Origin of the sequence: Mycobacterium sp. NPDC048908 (genome assembly GCF_043197955.1) — a bacterium.
Classification (GTDB): domain Bacteria; phylum Actinomycetota; class Actinomycetes; order Mycobacteriales; family Mycobacteriaceae; genus Mycobacterium.
Genome location: NZ_JBICUE010000004.1, coordinates 344,158 through 359,997, shown reverse-complemented (window position 1 = coordinate 359,997; position 15,840 = coordinate 344,158). Strand labels below are relative to the sequence as shown.

Genomic DNA, 15,840 nt, shown 5'->3' with positions numbered 1-15,840 from the left:
ACCGTGCGCAGCCATGTCGCCCGATCTGCTGTCGCCCCGCGGAGGTGAGGGCGATCCGCTGGTTCTGGTGCACGGCCTGATGGGGCGCGGCAGCACGTGGTCACGCCAGCTGCCGTGGCTGACGCGGCTGGGCGCGGTGTACACCTACGACGCGCCATGGCATCGCGGCCGCGACGTCGCCGACCCGCATCCGATCAGCACCGAGCGGTTTGTTGCCGACCTCGGCAATGCGGTCGAGGGACTGGGCCGGCCGGCCGTGATGATCGGCCATTCGATGGGCGCGCTGCATTCGTGGTGTCTGGCCGCGGCCCGACCGGAGTTGGTCAGCGCGCTGGTGATCGAGGACATGGCGCCGGATTTCCGCGGCCGCACCACCGGGCCGTGGGAACCGTGGCTGCACGCCTTGCCGGCCGAATTTACTGCGGCACAAGACGTTTACGCGGAGTTCGGCCCGGTGGCCGGTCAGTATTTCCTCGAAGCCTTCGACCGCACGTCCACCGGATGGCGTCTGCACGGCCACCCGAAGACATGGATCGAAATCGCCGCCGAGTGGGGCACCCGCGACTACTGGACGCAATGGAAGGCGGTGCGCGTGCCCGCGCTGTTGCTAGAGGCGGGCAATTCCGTCACACCCGAAGGGCAGATGCGCGAGATGACCGAAACCGGTCCCCGGACAACGTATTTGCGCGTGCCCGGCGCCGGTCACCTGATCCACGACGATGCGCCGCTGATCTACCGAGAGGCGGTCGAGTCGTTTTTAGCGACGCTCGCCGGTGGCGCCTGAGCCGGGCCAAAACGGTTGCTGCTCAAAGCGTGTGCGAACCGCATCGACATCGTGAGCGATACGGAAACCGTCGCGGTCGTCCTCGAACAGCCTGCCCGTCATCGGGGCGGACCAGCGGAACTGGCCGTAGCGAATGCGAAGCGAGTCGGAGCGATGGGCGGCCCAACTGAGCGCCGCTGCCACCGCGAAGGGGGCGATCAGGATGAAGAAGGTGAGTGCAGTGGTCATGGCAGTAATGCTCCGCTGATAAAGATCCCGCCAACAGTGGCAGGAAGGACACCTTGAGATAAAATGCTGCCATGGCATTGAGAAGCGTATCTGCGCTGGTGCTGGACGGTCTAGCGATTTTTGAGTTCGGCGTCATCTGTGAAGTGTTCGGCATCGACCGCTCTGCGGACGGGGTGCCCAACTTCGACTTCAAGGTCTGCGGACCGGAACCGGGCAAGCCGCTGCGGACGTCCGTCGGCGCCACCATCACTCCCGACTGTGGGCTGGACGGCCTGATCGGAGCGGACCTGGTGGCGATCCCCGCCATCAGCAGTCAAAACGGCGGCTATCTGCCGGAGGCCCTTGACACAGTTCGGGCGGCCGCGGAGTCGGGGTCGATCATCCTGACGGTGTGCTCGGGCGCATTCGTCGCCGGTGCCGCCGGACTGCTGGCCGGCAGGCCGTGCACCACGCACTGGATGCACGCCGACGAGTTGGCCCAGATGTATCCGACGGCCAAGGTCGACCGAAACGTGCTGTTCGTCGACGACGGCAACCTGATCACCAGCGCGGGCACCGCGGCAGGTATCGACGCCTGCCTGCACCTTGTGCGCCGCGAGCTTGGCAGCGAAGTCACCAACAAGATCGCCCGCAGGATGGTGGTTCCACCTCAGCGCGACGGTGGCCAGCGCCAGTACATCGACCAGCCCATTCCGGTTCGCTGCTCGGAAGGCTTTGCGCCACACCTGGATTGGATCCTCACGAATCTCGACAAGCCGCATACCGTCGGTACTCTCGCCACCCGTGCGCACATGTCCGCGCGCACTTTCGCCCGTCGATTCGTCGAGGAGACGGGTCGCACCCCGATGCAGTGGGTGACCGACCAGCGGGTGCTGTATGCGCGCCGACTGCTCGAGGAGACAGACCTCGACATCGACAGGATCGCCGACCGATCCGGTTTCGGTACGGCCACCCTGCTGCGCCACCACTTCCGCAGGGTCATCGGTGTGACCCCGTCGGATTACCGGCGCCGGTTCTCGTGCAACGGTCCCTGCGAGGAGGCCGCGGCCTCCGCGTAGTTACCGGAGCGCTTCGTCGCCTTCGCCCGCAAGGGCGAATCGGCCGTCCGCCGTCTGCTCAACCAACCCGTCGACGAGCAACGAGTCCAGTGCACGGTCACGCTGTGCGGCGTCGGTGAGCCAGGCCATGTCGAGCTGCGCGCGAGTGACGGGAGAGTCGTTGCCGCGCAACACATCCAACAACCGGCCGCGGACCTGGCGATCAGTGCCCGCATACTTCTGCACCCGGCGAGTCGGCGTGCCTGGGGGAAAGCCGCGCGTGCGCCATGCGCACGAACTCAACGGGCACAGGCCACAACGCGGCGAGCGGGCAGTGCACACCGTCGCACCCAGCTCCATCAAGGCGACCGAAAACCGGGGCGCTTGCCCATCAGCGGGTAACAACGCGGCGACGTCATCGAGGTCGCGCGACGACGACGCCGCGTCGGCCTTGCCGTGTACGGCCCTGGCAACCACACGGCGCACGTTGGTGTCGACGACCGGCACGCCCTGTCCATAGGCAAAGCAGGCAATCGCGCGCGCCGTGTAGGCACCGACACCCGGCAGCGTCAGCAATGTGTCCACATCCGACGGCACCTCGTCGTCGAACTGCCCGGCGATCACTGTCGCGCATTCATGCAGTCGCTTGGCCCGGCGCGGGTAGCCCAGCTTGCCCCAAGCCCGCAGCACATCGGCCGCGCTCGCCGCGGCGGTCGCCGACGGCGTCGGCCAGCGCGCCACCCATGCCAGCCAGATCGGTTCGACGCGGGCCACCGGAGTCTGCTGCAACATGAACTCACTGACCAGGATCTGCCACGGCGTCACCCCCGGTCGGCGCCATGGCAGGTCGCGCTGCGCGCCCTCGTACCAGCTTGATAAACGCGGTGAATCGATCACGACGGGAATTTCCTGCACAATGACGGCCATGCCCAACACGAATCCGGTGACCGCGTGGAAATCACTCAGAGAGGGTAACGAGCGCTTCGTTGCGGGTAAGCCCGAACATCCCAGCCAGAGTATCGAGTATCGGGCCAGCCTCGCCGAAGCGCAGAAGCCCACCGCGGTGGTGTTCGGCTGCGCCGACAGCAGGGTGGCCGCAGAGATCATCTTCGACCAGGGGCTCGGCGACATGTTCGTGGTGCGCACCGCCGGCCACGTCATCGACTCGGCGGTGCTGGGCTCCATCGAATACGGGGTGACGGTGCTCAACGTGCCGCTGATCGTCGTGCTCGGCCACGACAGCTGCGGCGCGGTGAAGGCCGCGCTGTCGGCCATCGACGGCGGCGCCGTGCCCGGCGGTTACGTCCGTGACCTGGTTGAACGCGTCACGCCGTCGATCCTGCTCGGCCGTCGCGACGGGCTGAGCCGCGTCGATGAATTGGAAGCGCGACACGTCAACGAGACCGCGGCGCAGCTGGCTCAGCGGTCCACGGCCATCACCGACCGGCTGGCCGCGGGCACGCTGGCGATCGCGGGCGTGACCTACCACCTGGCCGACGGTAGGGCCGTGTTGCGCGATCATCTTGGCGACATCGGCGAAGGCTGACGCCCGACACGCCGAGTCACCTCGGACGAGTGGACGTGACCTGCCCTTACCGTGAGGATGTGCTGGATCTAGAACCGCATGGCCCGCTACCGACGCAGATCTACTGGCGTCGCAGGGCACTCGCGCTGGGCATAGCGGTCCTCGTCATCGGCGTCGTCGCCGCGGTGGTGGTGATGGTCGTGATGACCAGCACGAGCAGTAACAACAAGGCCGCCGAGAAGCCCGCTCCTGCTCAGGCCGCCGCGCCGACCCCGCTGCCGGGGCAGAATCCTGAGGTCAAGACGCCGGTCATGCCGCCTGCCCAGCAGGCCCCGGCGCCGACGCCAACACCGACCGCCGCGGTCGCCCCACCGCCGGTGCTCAAAGAGGGCGACGACTGCCCCGATTCGACGCTGGCCGTCAAGGGCATCACCAACCAGCCGCAGTACGTGGTCGGCGATCAGCCGAAGTTCACGATGGTCGTCACCAACATCGGTCTGGTGGCATGCCAACGCGACGTCGGTGCCGCGGTGCTGGCCGCCTACGTCTACTCGCTGGACAACAACAGGCTGTGGTCGAACCTCGACTGCGCACCGTCGAACGAGACGCTCGTCAAGACGTTCCAGCCGGGTGAGCAGGTGACCACAGAGGTGACCTGGACAGGCATGGGCTCAGCGCCGCAGTGTCCGCTGCCGCGGCAACCGATCGGACCTGGGACGTACAACCTCGTCGTGCAGTTGGGCAATCTGAGATCGGCGGCGGTGCCGTTCATCTTGGCGCCTGCCGCGGTGCAGGCACCGGCCCAGCCGGGCGGCGAGGGTGCGCCTCCTGCCGAGCCCGCGCCCGCGCCGCAGGGCGGCTAGCCGAGGCTGTCGCCGACGAGGTCCTCGTCGAAACCGTTGACGTGCTGCGCATCGGAGTCGGTCTGCACCGGTTCTGGTTGATGCGGACGCAGGTGCTCAGTGCCGGGCACGCCGCCGAGGGCTTCGATGGCGGCCGTGATCTTCCCCGCTTCTTCGTCGGTGGGCACCGCGCCGGCTTCTAGCTCGTCGAGCAGGCCCTGGCGCAGCCCCGCACCGTTCTCGACTTCGCGCGCAGTCAGCTTCGCTGCCAACCGGGTGGCGTAGATCTGTTGGCCGAGGCTGGATCCCGGCGCCGCCGCCGCGTGCTCGACCAGGTTGTCGTATCGCCTGCGGACATTGCTCAGTTCGACGATCACCGCGGACGACGGCCTGCTGGTGCTTGCTGCGTTCGTCAACGCGGAACGCAGTTTCCGCATGCCCTCCAACACGACATCGGCGCGCTTGTGGAACTTCTTGTCCTCCTGGAACGGCAATGCGTCGATCGCTGCTGCGTACATGTGCATGGCCGCCTCGGAGAGTTCGACGATGATCGCCGAGTCGCCTTCCTGCGCCGCGGGTTGTGCCATGAGACCTCAATTCTCGAGCGGGTCAATTCGATAGCGGTGAATACGGGTTGACCCTAGCGGTCTGGCGCAGACGGTTCGACCCGTGCCGCCTAGTCTGAATCAGCATGGCCGCAGGCTCGTGTGAACGGAGGTCACAATGACCGGTGTAGTGCAAACCCCTAGCGCCACCGGGGATTCGGCGCACGTAGGTCCGACGCGGCCGCTGCCGCCAGGAGTGCCGATTAGCCCTGAGCCCAGTCAGGGGGGATGGCACAGGATGGGACGGTTTGCCGCTGCGGCAGCGGGCGCGTTGGTCATCGTCTGGTTCATTTTCTTCAGCCGCGGCGAACTGGGATCGAAAGCGGACTGGTTCTTCGGCGCGGTCGTCTTCTGTGTGGTGCTGGTGGCGATGTGGCAGACGCTGACGATCCAACGCCTGGCCAACCGGCACGCCGCGCAGGCCGCCGAACGCCTTCGCGTCGAGTTGGTGGCCGCCGAGGAACGGGCGGCCCGCGAAGTGGCGATGACTCAGGCGTTGCACAGGGTCGAGATGGAGGCCCGCGAGAAGTCGTTCCGGGCCGAGGTGGCGGCCCAACGCGAATTGGCCCGCGTCGAGCGGGCTCACCTGGTCAATCAGCTACAGAAGCAGGCCATGGTCGAGGTGTCGCGGGCCGTCAACGCGCACACTCAGATGCTGGCAACCCTGTGGAATGAGGGCGCCCGCATTCTGCGCATCGAGGACCGCGACGAGCGCGAGCAGGCGATGAACCCGATCTTCGAACAGATCAGCCGGGTGGTCAGCGATTTCTCGGTTGAGGTCAGCAACGCCAACGTTCTTCTCGAGGACGAACAACTGCACCGCGCGCTCAATCAAGTCAACGAAGCCGCCGCGATGGCGATCCGAGTCGCGGCTGACGTGTATGACGCCGTCGTCGAAGGTCGAGCACCGAAGCCGGATTCGATCCGGACCGTGCAGCGGTTGATGCACACAAGAGCGGCAGAAGCCCGCGGGCTGGCCTGGGAGTTGCTTCGCAACGGTCTCGAAAATGCCAGGGCTGCAACGGATTAGGCGAGACGATCGGCGATCGTCGACTCGGCCAACTGCGACAGGCCTTCCCGGATGTGCCGGGCCCACATTGAACCGATGCCCTCCACCGACTGCAGGTCGTCGGACGTCGCGGCAAGCAGTCCCTGCAGCGATCCGAACGAGCGCACCAGAAGGTCGACGTGGGCGAACTGCAACCTCGGAATACCGGCCATCGCGCGGTAACCGCGCGAGCTCATCGCCGAATCCTGCGCTTCCGCCGTTGACGGGTAGCCGAAAACCCTTGCCAGTGTGGTGAAGTCGAGTAGCTCATTGTCGGAAAGCGAATCCAGCTCCTCGAGCGTGGCGCTGACCTGAGCTGGGGTCGGGGGGTCGGGGTTGGCGTGGTAGTCGCGAACGATCAGCTCGCGCGCGGTGTCGTTGTCGCCGACGAGTTCTTCCAGCTGCAGCTTGAGCTGACGCCCGTCGGTACCCAATTCCACGACGTCGGAATCGATTTCGAGGCTGATCCGGCGGACCATCTCCAGCCGTTGCACGACGGTCATCACGTCGCGCAGCGTCACGAAGTCCTCGATCTCGGCGGTCGACAGCTGGCGGCTGACCTCATCGAGACGGGTCTTGTAACGCTCCAGCGTGTCGATGGTCTGGTTGGCGCGCGACAGGATGGCCGCCGAGTCCGGGATGACGTGGCGTTCGCCCGCGACGTACACCGTGACGATGCTCATCGAATGGCTGACCGAGATCACCGGGTAGCCGGTTTGGATGGCGGTGCGTTCAGCCGACCGGTGTCGAGTGCCCGATTCCTCTGTGGGTATCGACGGGTCGGGCACCAATTGCACGTTGGCGCGCACGATGCGGCCGCCGTCGCTTGACAGCACCACCGCTCCGTCCATCTTCGACAACTCGCGCAGCCGGGTGGGCGCGTAGCGGACGTCGAGTTCGAAGCCGCCGTCGCAGATGGCCTCGACGCTGTCGTCGTAGCCGATCACGATCAGCGCGCCGGTGCGGCCGCGAAGGATGCGTTCGAGGCCGTCGCGGAGCTCGGTCCCCGGCGCCAGCCGCGCGATGGTCTCGCGCAGGGTCGGCCGCGCCAACTGCACGACGTTGCGGCTCGACCTGCTGGTCTTCTTGACGGCCATCGCCTCCTCCTAGGATCGGCCGGCGTCAGTCTGACTGATTTCGCGCAACACCCGCAATGCCGTCTGAATATTGTCGGCACCCACCGCCCGCAAACCGGCCGGAGCCGAAGTGGGGCCCGCCGGCACCACGGCGCAGCCGAAGCCCAGCCGTGCGGCCTCCGCCAGCCTGCGATCCATCCCGCTGACCCGGCGCAGATCCCCTGCGAGACCGACCTCTCCGATCGCCACGGCGTTGGTGGGCATCGGCAGGTCGGTGTACGCCGAGGCGATCGCCAGCGCGACCGCCAAATCCGACGACGGGTCGGTCAGCCGCATGCCGCCGACGGTCGACAGGTAGATGTCGTTGGTGCCGACGGGCAGTCTGGCGCGCTTCTCGAGCACCGCGGTGATCATGGCGGCGCGGGACGAATCGATTCCGCTGACGGCGCGGCGCGGCGAGCCGCTGGCAGGCGCGCCGATCAAGGCCTGCACCTCGCCGATCAACGGGCGTTTGCCGTCGAGTGTGACCGTCACAGCCGTGCCCGACACCGGCTTGGGCCGCTGATCCAAGAACAATCCCGATGGGTCGGCGACGCACTCGATTCCGTTGTCGTGCAGGAGGAAACAGCCAACTTCGTCAGCGGCGCCGAAGCGGTTCTTCACGCCGCGCACCATACGAAGGGCCGACGTACGGTCGCCTTCGAAGTGCAGCACAACGTCGACCAGGTGCTCCAGCGAGCGGGGCCCCGCAATCGCTCCGTCCTTGGTGACGTGGCCGACCAGCAGCATCGCCACCCCGGAGGTCTTGGCGGCCATGGTCAATGCCGTCGTCACCGCCCGAACCTGGGTGACGCCGCCGGTGACACCGTCGGCTTCGGTGGTGGACATGGTCTGCACCGAGTCCACGACCACGAGGCTGGGCCGGACCTCGTCGATGTGTCCGAGCGCCATCTGCAGATCCGACTCGGCGGCCAGGTAGACCTCGTCGTGCGCGCAGCCCGTGCGCTCGGCCCGCAGCCGGATCTGGCCCGCCGACTCCTCACCCGACAGATACAGCGCGCGTCTGCCCTCCTGCGCCCAGCGGTGGGCAACCTCGAGCAACAGCGTTGACTTGCCGACGCCGGGATCGCCCGCGAGCAATGTCACCGACCCTGGCACCAGACCGCCGCCGAGGACGCGGTCGAGTTCGCTGATGCCGGTGTGGAAATGGCGGGTGCTGCCGGGGTCGATCGAGCTGATCGGCACTGCAGGCGACGTCGGTGCGACCGAGCGCGGCACGGCCGAACCGCTGACCGCGGCGAGCGCGGCCACCTCGTCGACAGTGCCCCAGGTACCGCAGTCCGGGCAGCGGCCAACCCATTTGGCGGTGACGTGGTGGCACTCCGAGCAGCGGTACTGCGAGCGCGCTTTAGCCACCTCGCGACCGTAACCGGTGGGTCCGACAGACCGTCGGTAAGGACTTAGTGGTGACCGCCCGTGTCGCCCGCTTCTGCGGCCGCCTCGCGGCGCGGTTGCTCACCGGCCGAGATCGGGACTTGGACGCTGGTCTCGCCCGCCTTCTCGAAAGTGAAAGTGAACTTGTAGGTCAACCCGTTGGTGATCGGCTTGGACAGCGCGACCTTCGCCCGAACGGCCTCGGCCTTCTCGGCCGCCTCCAGCGGCGCAATCTGGCCGTCGGGCTCTCCGACCACCAGCACGCCGTTGGCGGGCACCGAGGTGTCGCCGGAAAGGCTGACAGAGCCGACCTCAGAGTTCACCGAGAGCAGCTTGTCGTTGGCGTCTGGCGAGTTGTTGATCGCGACGAACAACAACTCGACGTCGCTGCCAGGTTGCATGTAATCGGCGTTCTGGTTGGCGCGCAGATGGATATTCCGCAAGGCCAGCGGGCCCACAGTGGCGAGCGTGCCGTTCACTGCCGGCTCCTGCGTCGCGGTCTGGGATATCTGCCCGGCTCCGCAGCCGGACAGGGCGAGGGCGGCGGCGACCGCGCACGTGACCAGTCTGAAGCGGTTCACTGAACTCTCCCTGCGAAGTCGGCGAGACGACCCGTGACGGGGTCGCCCGAGGTTTGACTGCAAATTACCGTACAAGGATGGCCTCGGGCGGCCCGCGGTGGTCTCGCTGGTCGGGGGGTGGAAAACAATCAGCCCTGCGTGGTTTGCTGGAACCGCATCGCTGCGGGGGATTCGGGGTATTTTGGTGCGGGCCCGAGTTCCTCTGACAGAGGTTCGCATCCGGGGGAGGTATGTATGTCGACGCGCGGGATTCGTGCGCAACTCTTGCAGACCGAGCAAGAGTGGGACACGCGAAATGCTGTCCTTAGCCGCCACCTTGCCGATCTCATCGAGGAGTACGCCCCGCCGGGGGCCACCGACGGTATCGAAGTCGGCTGCCAGCACGGTGCTTTGACGGAGCAGCTGCGTCAGCTCACTCATGTGCCTAACTGGTCGGGCATCGATCCGACACTGACCGAGGAAACGGTCAGCGAACGTGGGTGCACGCTGAAGCCCGGCCGGGCCGACCACCTCGATTTCCCTGACGCGTCATTTGACGTCGCGGTTTTCGCGAACGTTTTCGAGCACATCCCACCAACCGAACATGACGCGAGCCTTTGCGAGATCTACCGCGTGCTGCGCCCGGGAGGCGTGGTCGTCGGGCAGCTGCCGAACCCGTATTTCCCGATCGAGTCGCATAGCCGGCTCCCGTTCATGGGCTGGTTGCCGGTCAAATGGCAGCACCGCTACTGGCGGCTCGCCCCGGTCAGCTGGGGGCACGACTTCTACGTCGTCACGATGAAGCACCTCAAGCAGTCGGCGCAGCGCGCAGGGTTCGAGGTGGCGCACGTGCGGAACTTCAATTACCCGCCTGAAGTCATTCCGAGCGGCGTCAGATGGGCTGCCCGCCTGCTGGAACGGCCGATGCGGTACATGCCGTGGTCCTGGCAGTTCATCCTCGTTCGACCGGGCTGAATACTTCCTCGTTTTCGTTGTCCGGACTGACAGTGCGCGGCGGGTATTGCGATTACCCGCCATGCCGGGTCGCTGGTTCAGCTACATGCTTAATGAGTCGCATCTAGGCGAGCGTCGTCATGGGCGTCACGGTCCAGCAAAGTTCTATTAGGCGTCAACATAATTGCTAGGAGTAACAACTGGCCGTAGGCATCGGATTAAGTTGACGTGAATGTCAATAAGTTGCCGAAGTGTCCAAAACACGAAGTAACGCGAGCTAACTCCTTTGCTGATAGCTGGCAATACCGTGTCATGCAGGTCGTTGTGGCCTTGATTCGGGGGGGGCTGCAATTTTTCCCTAAGTTCCTATTACCGTGCTGCACGGCATATGCTAACGTCGCAGGCGGGGCGCTTTGGGGGGCTGTCTACGGCACACAACAGCTAATCGAGCGCAACCACCCGGAGCGATGCTCCAGCGGCGACGTTAGACGGGGGTCTAGCTATGGCTGAACCATCAGCTAAAGACGAATATGACAGCACGGCGGCGCTGACGCGGCTGGCGAAGACGGTAGAGAGCGCTCAACCAGCCGCTCTCGCTACCAAGCGCCGCAAACGCTCCCGCGCGACATCCGCAAAGTCGGCGACCGTCAGCCTGGTCATCCCGGTGAAGAACGAGGCCCGAAATATCGGTTGGGTGCTCGAACAGGTCGCAGACGAGGTCAACGAGGTGATCCTGGTCGACGGCAACTCGACCGATGCCACGGTCATCACCGCGCGCAGCTACCGCCCGGACGTCAAGGTGGTACGCCAGGAAGACCTGGGCAAGGGCAATGCGCTGAGGGCGGGCTTTTTGGCGGCGACCGGCGACATCATCGTGATGATGGACGCCGACGGCAGCATGGCGCCGCAAGAGATCCGGCATTACCTGCACTTCCTCAACAACGGGTACGACTTCGTCAAGGGCTCGCGGTTCATCGCCGGGGGTGGGTCGCTGGACATCACGCCGTTCCGACGCCTCGGCAACCGGTTCTTGCTCGGTGTTTTCAACAGTTTGTACAACGGCGACCTCACCGACCTTTGCTACGGCTTTGTGGCGTTCCACCGTCGATATCTGGAGACCATGGCGCTCTCTGCGACAGGGTTCGAGATCGAGGCCGAAATGGTGGTGCGCGCCATGCAGGGGGGACTGCGGATCGCCGAGGTCCCGAGTCTGGAACTTCCTCGCCGCGCGGGCAGTTCGAACCTGCATTCAATTCGAGATGGCACAAGGGTGCTGCGCACCGTATTGCGCGACCATCGCTCCGGGCTCAGTGGACGTCTGGTGCAGTCCGTCCGCAAGCGCTCCCACTCGGGTGAGCGAGTGTGAGCGTCGCGCTCATCGTCGGGTCGGGAGACCGATTCCTCTCCGGCATCAGCTATTACACGGCACTGCTCACGACGGCGCTCGGCCAACGCGGACCGGTCGCGCTGCTTCTGCTGCGCCGGCTTTGTCCACAGGTCTTCTACCCGGGGCGGAGGCGGGTGGGAAAGACCGATGGCGCTGTATCGCTCCCAGACGTTCCGACATTGAACGGGCTGGACTGGTTCTGGGGCCTTTCCGCGTGGCGCACCTGGCGCTTCTGGCGTCGAAATCATCCCGATGTGGTGATCCTGCAGTGGTGGACCGCGACGGTGCTCCACAGCTACGTGGTCCTGGCCTGGCTGACCAAGCGGACCGGCGCCCGGCTGGTGATCGAAATGCACGAGGTGCAAGACGTCGGTGAGGCCAGCTTGCCCATGGTGAGTCGGTACACCCGGGTGGGAATGCGGATGGTGCTCAGCCGTGCGGATGCCGTCGTCGTGCACTCCGACTTCGATCGACACGCTTTCCAGAAGATCTATCCGCAAATCGCAAATCTGCCGACCTGTGTGATTCCCGTCGGACCCTTCGGGAATCACATGCCGCACGGCGATGCACCCGCGGCGTGTGACGAGGCGGTTCGGTCCCTGCGTCGCCCGCGTCGACAAGGCGCGCCGGTCCGCTTGCTCATGTTCGGAGTGGTCCGCCCGTACAAGGGTCACGCTGAGCTCGCTGGGGCCGTTCGTTTGTTGATGAAGTCGGGGCTCGACTTTCACCTGAGCGTGGTGGGAGAGGTCTGGCAGGGTTATCGTCAACCGCTCGATGAGCTCGAGGCGAGCCTGCCACCGGACCGACTGACCGTCGTCGACCGGTACGTCGCACACGACGAGGTCCCGGGCTTTTTCGCCGACGCTGACCTGGTTATCGTTCCCTACCGCCGCGCTTCCGCCTCTGGCGTGCTGCTCACCGCGATGGCATGGGGACTGCCGGTCGTGACCACGTCGATCGAGGCGTTCGTCGAGGTGACCGCGGGCTACACCGGAGCCGTGCTGGTTCCTCCCCGTGACCCGGCCGCCCTTGCCGACGGAATCCGTTCGGCGCTACCGCTGATCGGTACTGCCCATGCAGACCCGTATTCCTGGTCGCAGGCAGCCGACCGGTACGCGGCATTGCTGGATCAAATCGGCGCCGGGTGGGGTCGAGACGGTCACGGCCAGGAAGATCTAGCGGGAGAGAGCAGCTTGGCGGGGGGAATCGCATGACAGACTTCCCGCTACGAGTCGGGATGATTGTGCCCCGCTTCTCCCCGTATCACGGAGGTGTCGAGACATATACCGCCCAGGCGGCCGCCGCTCTCGCCGGTAAAGGCGCCGAGGTGACCGTCGTCACGCAGGTACCGCGAGGCGCAAGGCTGCCGCCGCGGGAGAACTACGACGGATACGTCATCGAGCGCCATCACTTGCCGTTGAGTAGAAGTTTCGACGTGCCTTCGCTGGCTGCCGCTCGTTCCGCCTGTCAGACAGGCCGCTTCGACGTCTTGTGGGTGCACAGCTACCACACTCCGTTGGCCTGGCTGGCGGCGGAGCAGGCGAAGGCGCCGATCGTGTTCACCCCGCACTACCACGGTGTCGGGCATACGCCTCTGCGCCAAGCACTGCATCGGGCCTATCGACCGGCCGGCAGGCGGCTGATGGCGGCGAGCCGTCGAATTGTGGTGGACACCGAAGCGGAAGCGGGCCTTGTCTGCCGAGATTTTCCTCGCCATGTCCACCGTGACAAGCTCACCGTGATCCCGCCGGCGGTGGCGGATCCGGTGCGTGGTCGGCAGCCATATCCCGGCGAGTCGCCAGTCGTGCTGACCGTCGCCAGGCAGGAACCATATAAGCGCACCGACCTGCTGATCCGCGCGGTTGCCCAGCTATGCACCCGGGGGGTCCCGGTCAGGCTCGTTGTCGTCGGCGACGGGTCCGGCATGAATGACTATCGAGAGCTCGCGGCTCGGCTTGGGGCCGAGCATCTCGTCATATTCACCGGCGCTGTGGCCGAAGAGACGCTTGGACGGTGGTGGGCGTCGGCGTCGTTGTACGCGACCGCAAGTCGGCAGGAGGCGTACGGCATTGGGCTGGCCGAGGCTCTAGCAGCCGGGCTTCCCGTCGTCGCCAGCGGCATCCTCGCTCATCGCGAGGTCATCGGCCGCGCTGGCGCCGGTGCGCTGGCGGAGCTATGTGAGGTCGATACCCCCGACGTCGACGCGGCTTCCCGGTACGCCGACGCTATGGTCCGGCTGCTCTCCATTACAGACTCCTGCAAAGAGCGCGCGGCACGGTGCACCCTGCCCACCGCTGCGGAGACGGTTGAACAGCTCCTCGAGACGCTCAGCGCGGCGAGATCGTGAGCCGCCCGTGACCTCAACGCTGTCGACTGCCCCGGAAGCCGTCGTCGCGCAGCCACCCCAAAACGACGGGGACGCCTCGCATCGACGGCGACTGGTCGCGGCGGCCGTCGTCCTTCCTCCGCTCGGTGCAACCGTGGTTCTCCTCGCGCTGCACCACGCAGCCACGGTGGCACAGCCCGACAATGTGCAGTTCGCGCTGTTGTGGGCGGGCTTCCTCTGCGGGATGCTGCCGCTGGTCGCGCTGGCGTGTAGCAGCGGCATCAATGGTGTGACGCGGACATGCGCGCTAGCGGGGATAGGCCTGCTTGGGACGGGCCGAGTGCTGCGTCTGCCGGGCGGACCGCTCGGGAACGACGAGTTCATCCATATGCGGCAGATCATTGAGACCTACCTGCAAGGCGAGGTCGGACACGGCCCGGACATCTTTGCGCAGTTCCCGGGGCTCCACCAGACGATCAGTGCAGTCGCCCGACTGACGGGATCGCCACTGTGGCCGGCCGCGCTTGCCGTCATCGCCCTGGCGCATGTCCTGTCCATCCTGGCTGTCTACCAGCTCGTGCGGGCTGTCGGCGCTTCTCCTACCGGCGCTGCGGTCGGTGCAGTCGTCTACACGCTGAATCCCTCTTGGTTGTACTTCGACACCTCGATCTCCTATGAGAGCCTCGCTCTGCCGTTGATGCTGTGGTGCCTCGCGGCGGCGGTCACGGCCAGCCGCGCCGACAAGGAGCCGAGTCTGCGGTATATCGCGGTGGTCGTGCTGTGTGCGGCGGCTTTGCCGGTGATCCATCACCTCACCACGATCATGCTGTTTTTGACCCTGACGCTGCTTTCGATCGCCGTCATGGTGCACAGTGTCCGGCGCATAAGACCCAACGGTCGTGGGGCGTCGCAGGAACATCTGTGGCCGTTGTTGCTCGCCGCATCCTCCCTATTGGTATCGGGCATGTTCTGGTGGTCTGATATCCGCGACGAGCTCATCGCATACCTCAGCCCGTCGTTGACCCGCGGCTGGGCACAGGTCAGCAAACTCATCGACGTGTCTGAGGCCTTTGGGAAGGTGTCGGGCACCCGGCTTCCGTTCGCCGGCGCCCAGAACCCGATCTACGAGACGGTGTCCGGCATTCTGTTCCCCTTCGTGGTTTTCGCGCTCTTCCTGGTGGCCATTGCCCTCCTTTGGGTCCACCGTCGCAGGCTCGGCTCGGCGCCTTGGGGGTTCGCCGCGCTGGGGGCCATGTTTTTCCTGAGCATTCCAATGGCGCTGACCAGCGGAGGTGGAGAGGGAGCGCATCGGTCTTGGGCGTTCAGCTTCATCGGTATCGCCGTCGTTTGCGGCCTGGCGTGGTCATTCGGGCCTTCTCCTGCGGATGTCGCGCGTTTCGGTCCGCTCGGCCGCGGTGTCGCACGTCTTACGCGGCCCGGTGTGAGAGTCGCCGTCGTCGGCGTCATGCTCACGGTCCTGTATATCGGGGGCGCCGCGTTGGGCACCAACGTTTCCGCCCGCTTTCCGGGGAACATGCAGGTCGGCGACGACGCGCGTTCGGTGTCGCGAGAGGGCGCGGCCGTCGCCGCTTGGCTGGAGGCGCATGCCGCCGTCGACAGTCCCGTAGTGGCAGACCGCTACGTGTCACAGCAGGTCGGAAGTTGGGTCGGCCGGATGCACCCGATGGTGCCCAGCGCTTCGTTCCCGTTGTGGGACCTCTACATGAACGCCGAACCGGTGCGCCGACCGGTGCTGAAGCAGGTGCTCGACGCCGACGTCCGTTACTTCATTGTGGATGCGCGGATGGCGACGACGCGTCCGCGGATGGGCTTTTGGTTCATCGGTGATGAGCCGGGCGCGGGCGGTACCAACATGTTCCCACAGGCGGCGATCGATCGGTTCAACTGCCTACCCTGGCTGCGCGCCACTTTTGCGGCGGGACCCCTGACCGTCTACCGAGTCGACGCGAGCATTCTGCGAGAGACCATGGCCGGCAGCTGCGAGAGGGGGGATGCATGACGAACGCCGAAGAT

At 65.9% G+C, this 15,840-nt stretch carries 16 protein-coding genes; 10 read left to right on the top strand and 6 right to left on the bottom strand.

All coding sequences use genetic code 11. The features are described 5' to 3' along the window. Positions 1-13: 13 nt before the first annotated feature. Positions 14-784 (top strand): alpha/beta fold hydrolase, encoded by a 771-nt coding sequence (locus ACGFK1_RS13735; protein WP_393429472.1) that lies wholly within the window; start codon positions 14-16, stop codon positions 782-784. On the opposite strand, the gene ACGFK1_RS13730 is transcribed toward ACGFK1_RS13735, so the two are convergent. Then, positions 758-1,012 carry a hypothetical protein gene (locus ACGFK1_RS13730; protein WP_393429469.1) on the bottom strand — a complete coding sequence of 85 codons (255 nt, stop codon included), beginning with the start codon at positions 1,010-1,012 and terminating at the stop codon, positions 758-760. The two genes, ACGFK1_RS13735 and ACGFK1_RS13730, sit on opposite strands and share 27 nt — an antisense overlap. Before the next feature lie 71 nt (positions 1,013-1,083). Between ACGFK1_RS13730 and ACGFK1_RS13725 the strand changes: the two genes are divergently transcribed. Continuing rightward, complete coding sequence (locus ACGFK1_RS13725) at positions 1,084-2,070, top strand: GlxA family transcriptional regulator (RefSeq protein WP_393429467.1); 987 nt, start codon at positions 1,084-1,086, stop codon at positions 2,068-2,070. Here ACGFK1_RS13725 and ACGFK1_RS13720 read toward each other — a convergent pair whose 3' ends face one another. After that, the gene (locus ACGFK1_RS13720) at positions 2,071-2,976 is read right to left on the bottom strand and encodes an A/G-specific adenine glycosylase (protein ID WP_393429464.1); all 906 of its coding nucleotides are present in this window, start codon (positions 2,974-2,976) and stop codon (positions 2,071-2,073) included. On the opposite strand from ACGFK1_RS13720, the gene ACGFK1_RS13715 reads away from it, so the two are divergent. Continuing rightward, positions 2,975-3,595 carry a carbonic anhydrase gene (locus tag ACGFK1_RS13715; protein ID WP_393429461.1) on the top strand — a complete coding sequence of 207 codons (621 nt, stop codon included), beginning with the start codon at positions 2,975-2,977 and terminating at the stop codon, positions 3,593-3,595. The genes ACGFK1_RS13720 and ACGFK1_RS13715 overlap by 2 nt on opposite strands. A gap of 59 nt (positions 3,596-3,654) precedes the next feature. Beyond that, positions 3,655-4,437 carry a hypothetical protein gene (locus ACGFK1_RS13710; RefSeq protein ID WP_393429458.1) on the top strand — a complete coding sequence of 261 codons (783 nt, stop codon included), beginning with the start codon at positions 3,655-3,657 and terminating at the stop codon, positions 4,435-4,437. Here the strand turns inward: ACGFK1_RS13710 and ACGFK1_RS13705 are convergent. Next, positions 4,434-5,003: an XRE family transcriptional regulator gene (locus ACGFK1_RS13705; RefSeq protein ID WP_393429455.1), complete on the bottom strand. Its 570-nt coding sequence runs from the start codon at positions 5,001-5,003 to the stop codon at positions 4,434-4,436. The two genes, ACGFK1_RS13710 and ACGFK1_RS13705, sit on opposite strands and share 4 nt — an antisense overlap. A gap of 256 nt (positions 5,004-5,259) precedes the next feature. Here ACGFK1_RS13705 and ACGFK1_RS13700 point away from each other — a divergent pair, with 256 nt between their 5' ends. Next, positions 5,260-6,051 carry a hypothetical protein gene (locus ACGFK1_RS13700; RefSeq protein ID WP_393429452.1) on the top strand — a complete coding sequence of 264 codons (792 nt, stop codon included), beginning with the start codon at positions 5,260-5,262 and terminating at the stop codon, positions 6,049-6,051. Here the strand turns inward: ACGFK1_RS13700 and disA are convergent. Genes disA through ACGFK1_RS13685 form a run of 3 tightly spaced genes read right to left on the bottom strand, consistent with a single transcriptional unit; the run spans position 6,048 to position 9,160 of the window. Next, positions 6,048-7,166 carry a DNA integrity scanning diadenylate cyclase DisA gene (gene disA, locus ACGFK1_RS13695; protein WP_393429449.1) on the bottom strand — a complete coding sequence of 373 codons (1,119 nt, stop codon included), beginning with the start codon at positions 7,164-7,166 and terminating at the stop codon, positions 6,048-6,050. The genes ACGFK1_RS13700 and disA overlap by 4 nt on opposite strands. Before the next feature lie 9 nt (positions 7,167-7,175). Further along, the gene (gene radA / locus ACGFK1_RS13690) at positions 7,176-8,561 is read right to left on the bottom strand and encodes a DNA repair protein RadA (protein ID WP_393429446.1); all 1,386 of its coding nucleotides are present in this window, start codon (positions 8,559-8,561) and stop codon (positions 7,176-7,178) included. Positions 8,562-8,605: 44 nt separating this feature from the next. Then, complete coding sequence (locus tag ACGFK1_RS13685; protein WP_393429443.1) at positions 8,606-9,160, bottom strand: hypothetical protein; 555 nt, start codon at positions 9,158-9,160, stop codon at positions 8,606-8,608. A 234-nt stretch (positions 9,161-9,394) separates the two neighbouring features. Between ACGFK1_RS13685 and ACGFK1_RS13680 the strand changes: the two genes are divergently transcribed. From ACGFK1_RS13680 to ACGFK1_RS13660, 5 genes are all read left to right on the top strand, one after another. Continuing rightward, the gene (locus tag ACGFK1_RS13680; protein ID WP_393429440.1) at positions 9,395-10,114 is read left to right on the top strand and encodes a methyltransferase domain-containing protein; all 720 of its coding nucleotides are present in this window, start codon (positions 9,395-9,397) and stop codon (positions 10,112-10,114) included. Positions 10,115-10,595: 481 nt separating this feature from the next. After that, positions 10,596-11,459 (top strand): glycosyltransferase family 2 protein, encoded by an 864-nt coding sequence (locus ACGFK1_RS13675; RefSeq protein ID WP_393429437.1) that lies wholly within the window; start codon positions 10,596-10,598, stop codon positions 11,457-11,459. Then, positions 11,456-12,694, top strand: a complete 1,239-nt coding sequence (locus tag ACGFK1_RS13670; protein WP_393429434.1) for a glycosyltransferase family 4 protein — start codon at positions 11,456-11,458, stop codon at positions 12,692-12,694. Before ACGFK1_RS13675 ends, ACGFK1_RS13670 begins: the two co-directional genes overlap by 4 nt. Continuing rightward, the gene (locus tag ACGFK1_RS13665) at positions 12,691-13,827 is read left to right on the top strand and encodes a glycosyltransferase family 4 protein (RefSeq protein ID WP_393429431.1); all 1,137 of its coding nucleotides are present in this window, start codon (positions 12,691-12,693) and stop codon (positions 13,825-13,827) included. The genes ACGFK1_RS13670 and ACGFK1_RS13665 overlap by 4 nt, the downstream gene beginning before the upstream one ends. Before the next feature lie 7 nt (positions 13,828-13,834). Further along, the gene (locus ACGFK1_RS13660) at positions 13,835-15,826 is read left to right on the top strand and encodes a hypothetical protein (protein ID WP_393429428.1); all 1,992 of its coding nucleotides are present in this window, start codon (positions 13,835-13,837) and stop codon (positions 15,824-15,826) included. Positions 15,827-15,840: the final 14 nt, after the last annotated feature.

Excerpts from the sequence above, each read along its gene's own strand:
- ACGFK1_RS13735 (WP_393429472.1), top strand. The coding sequence starts at position 14 with ATGTCGCCCGATCTGCTGTCGCCCCGCGGAGGTGAGGGCGATCCGCTG.
- ACGFK1_RS13730 (WP_393429469.1), bottom strand. The coding sequence starts at position 1,012 with ATGACCACTGCACTCACCTTCTTCATCCTGATCGCCCCCTTCGCGGTG.
- ACGFK1_RS13725 (WP_393429467.1), top strand. The coding sequence starts at position 1,084 with ATGGCATTGAGAAGCGTATCTGCGCTGGTGCTGGACGGTCTAGCGATT.
- ACGFK1_RS13715 (WP_393429461.1), top strand. The coding sequence starts at position 2,975 with ATGCCCAACACGAATCCGGTGACCGCGTGGAAATCACTCAGAGAGGGT.
- ACGFK1_RS13720 (WP_393429464.1), bottom strand. The coding sequence starts at position 2,976 with ATGGCCGTCATTGTGCAGGAAATTCCCGTCGTGATCGATTCACCGCGT.
- ACGFK1_RS13705 (WP_393429455.1), bottom strand. The coding sequence starts at position 5,003 with ATGGCACAACCCGCGGCGCAGGAAGGCGACTCGGCGATCATCGTCGAA.
- ACGFK1_RS13700 (WP_393429452.1), top strand. The coding sequence starts at position 5,260 with ATGGGACGGTTTGCCGCTGCGGCAGCGGGCGCGTTGGTCATCGTCTGG.
- disA (WP_393429449.1), bottom strand. The coding sequence starts at position 7,166 with ATGGCCGTCAAGAAGACCAGCAGGTCGAGCCGCAACGTCGTGCAGTTG.
- ACGFK1_RS13680 (WP_393429440.1), top strand. The coding sequence starts at position 9,395 with ATGTCGACGCGCGGGATTCGTGCGCAACTCTTGCAGACCGAGCAAGAG.
- ACGFK1_RS13675 (WP_393429437.1), top strand. The coding sequence starts at position 10,596 with ATGGCTGAACCATCAGCTAAAGACGAATATGACAGCACGGCGGCGCTG.
- ACGFK1_RS13665 (WP_393429431.1), top strand. The coding sequence starts at position 12,691 with ATGACAGACTTCCCGCTACGAGTCGGGATGATTGTGCCCCGCTTCTCC.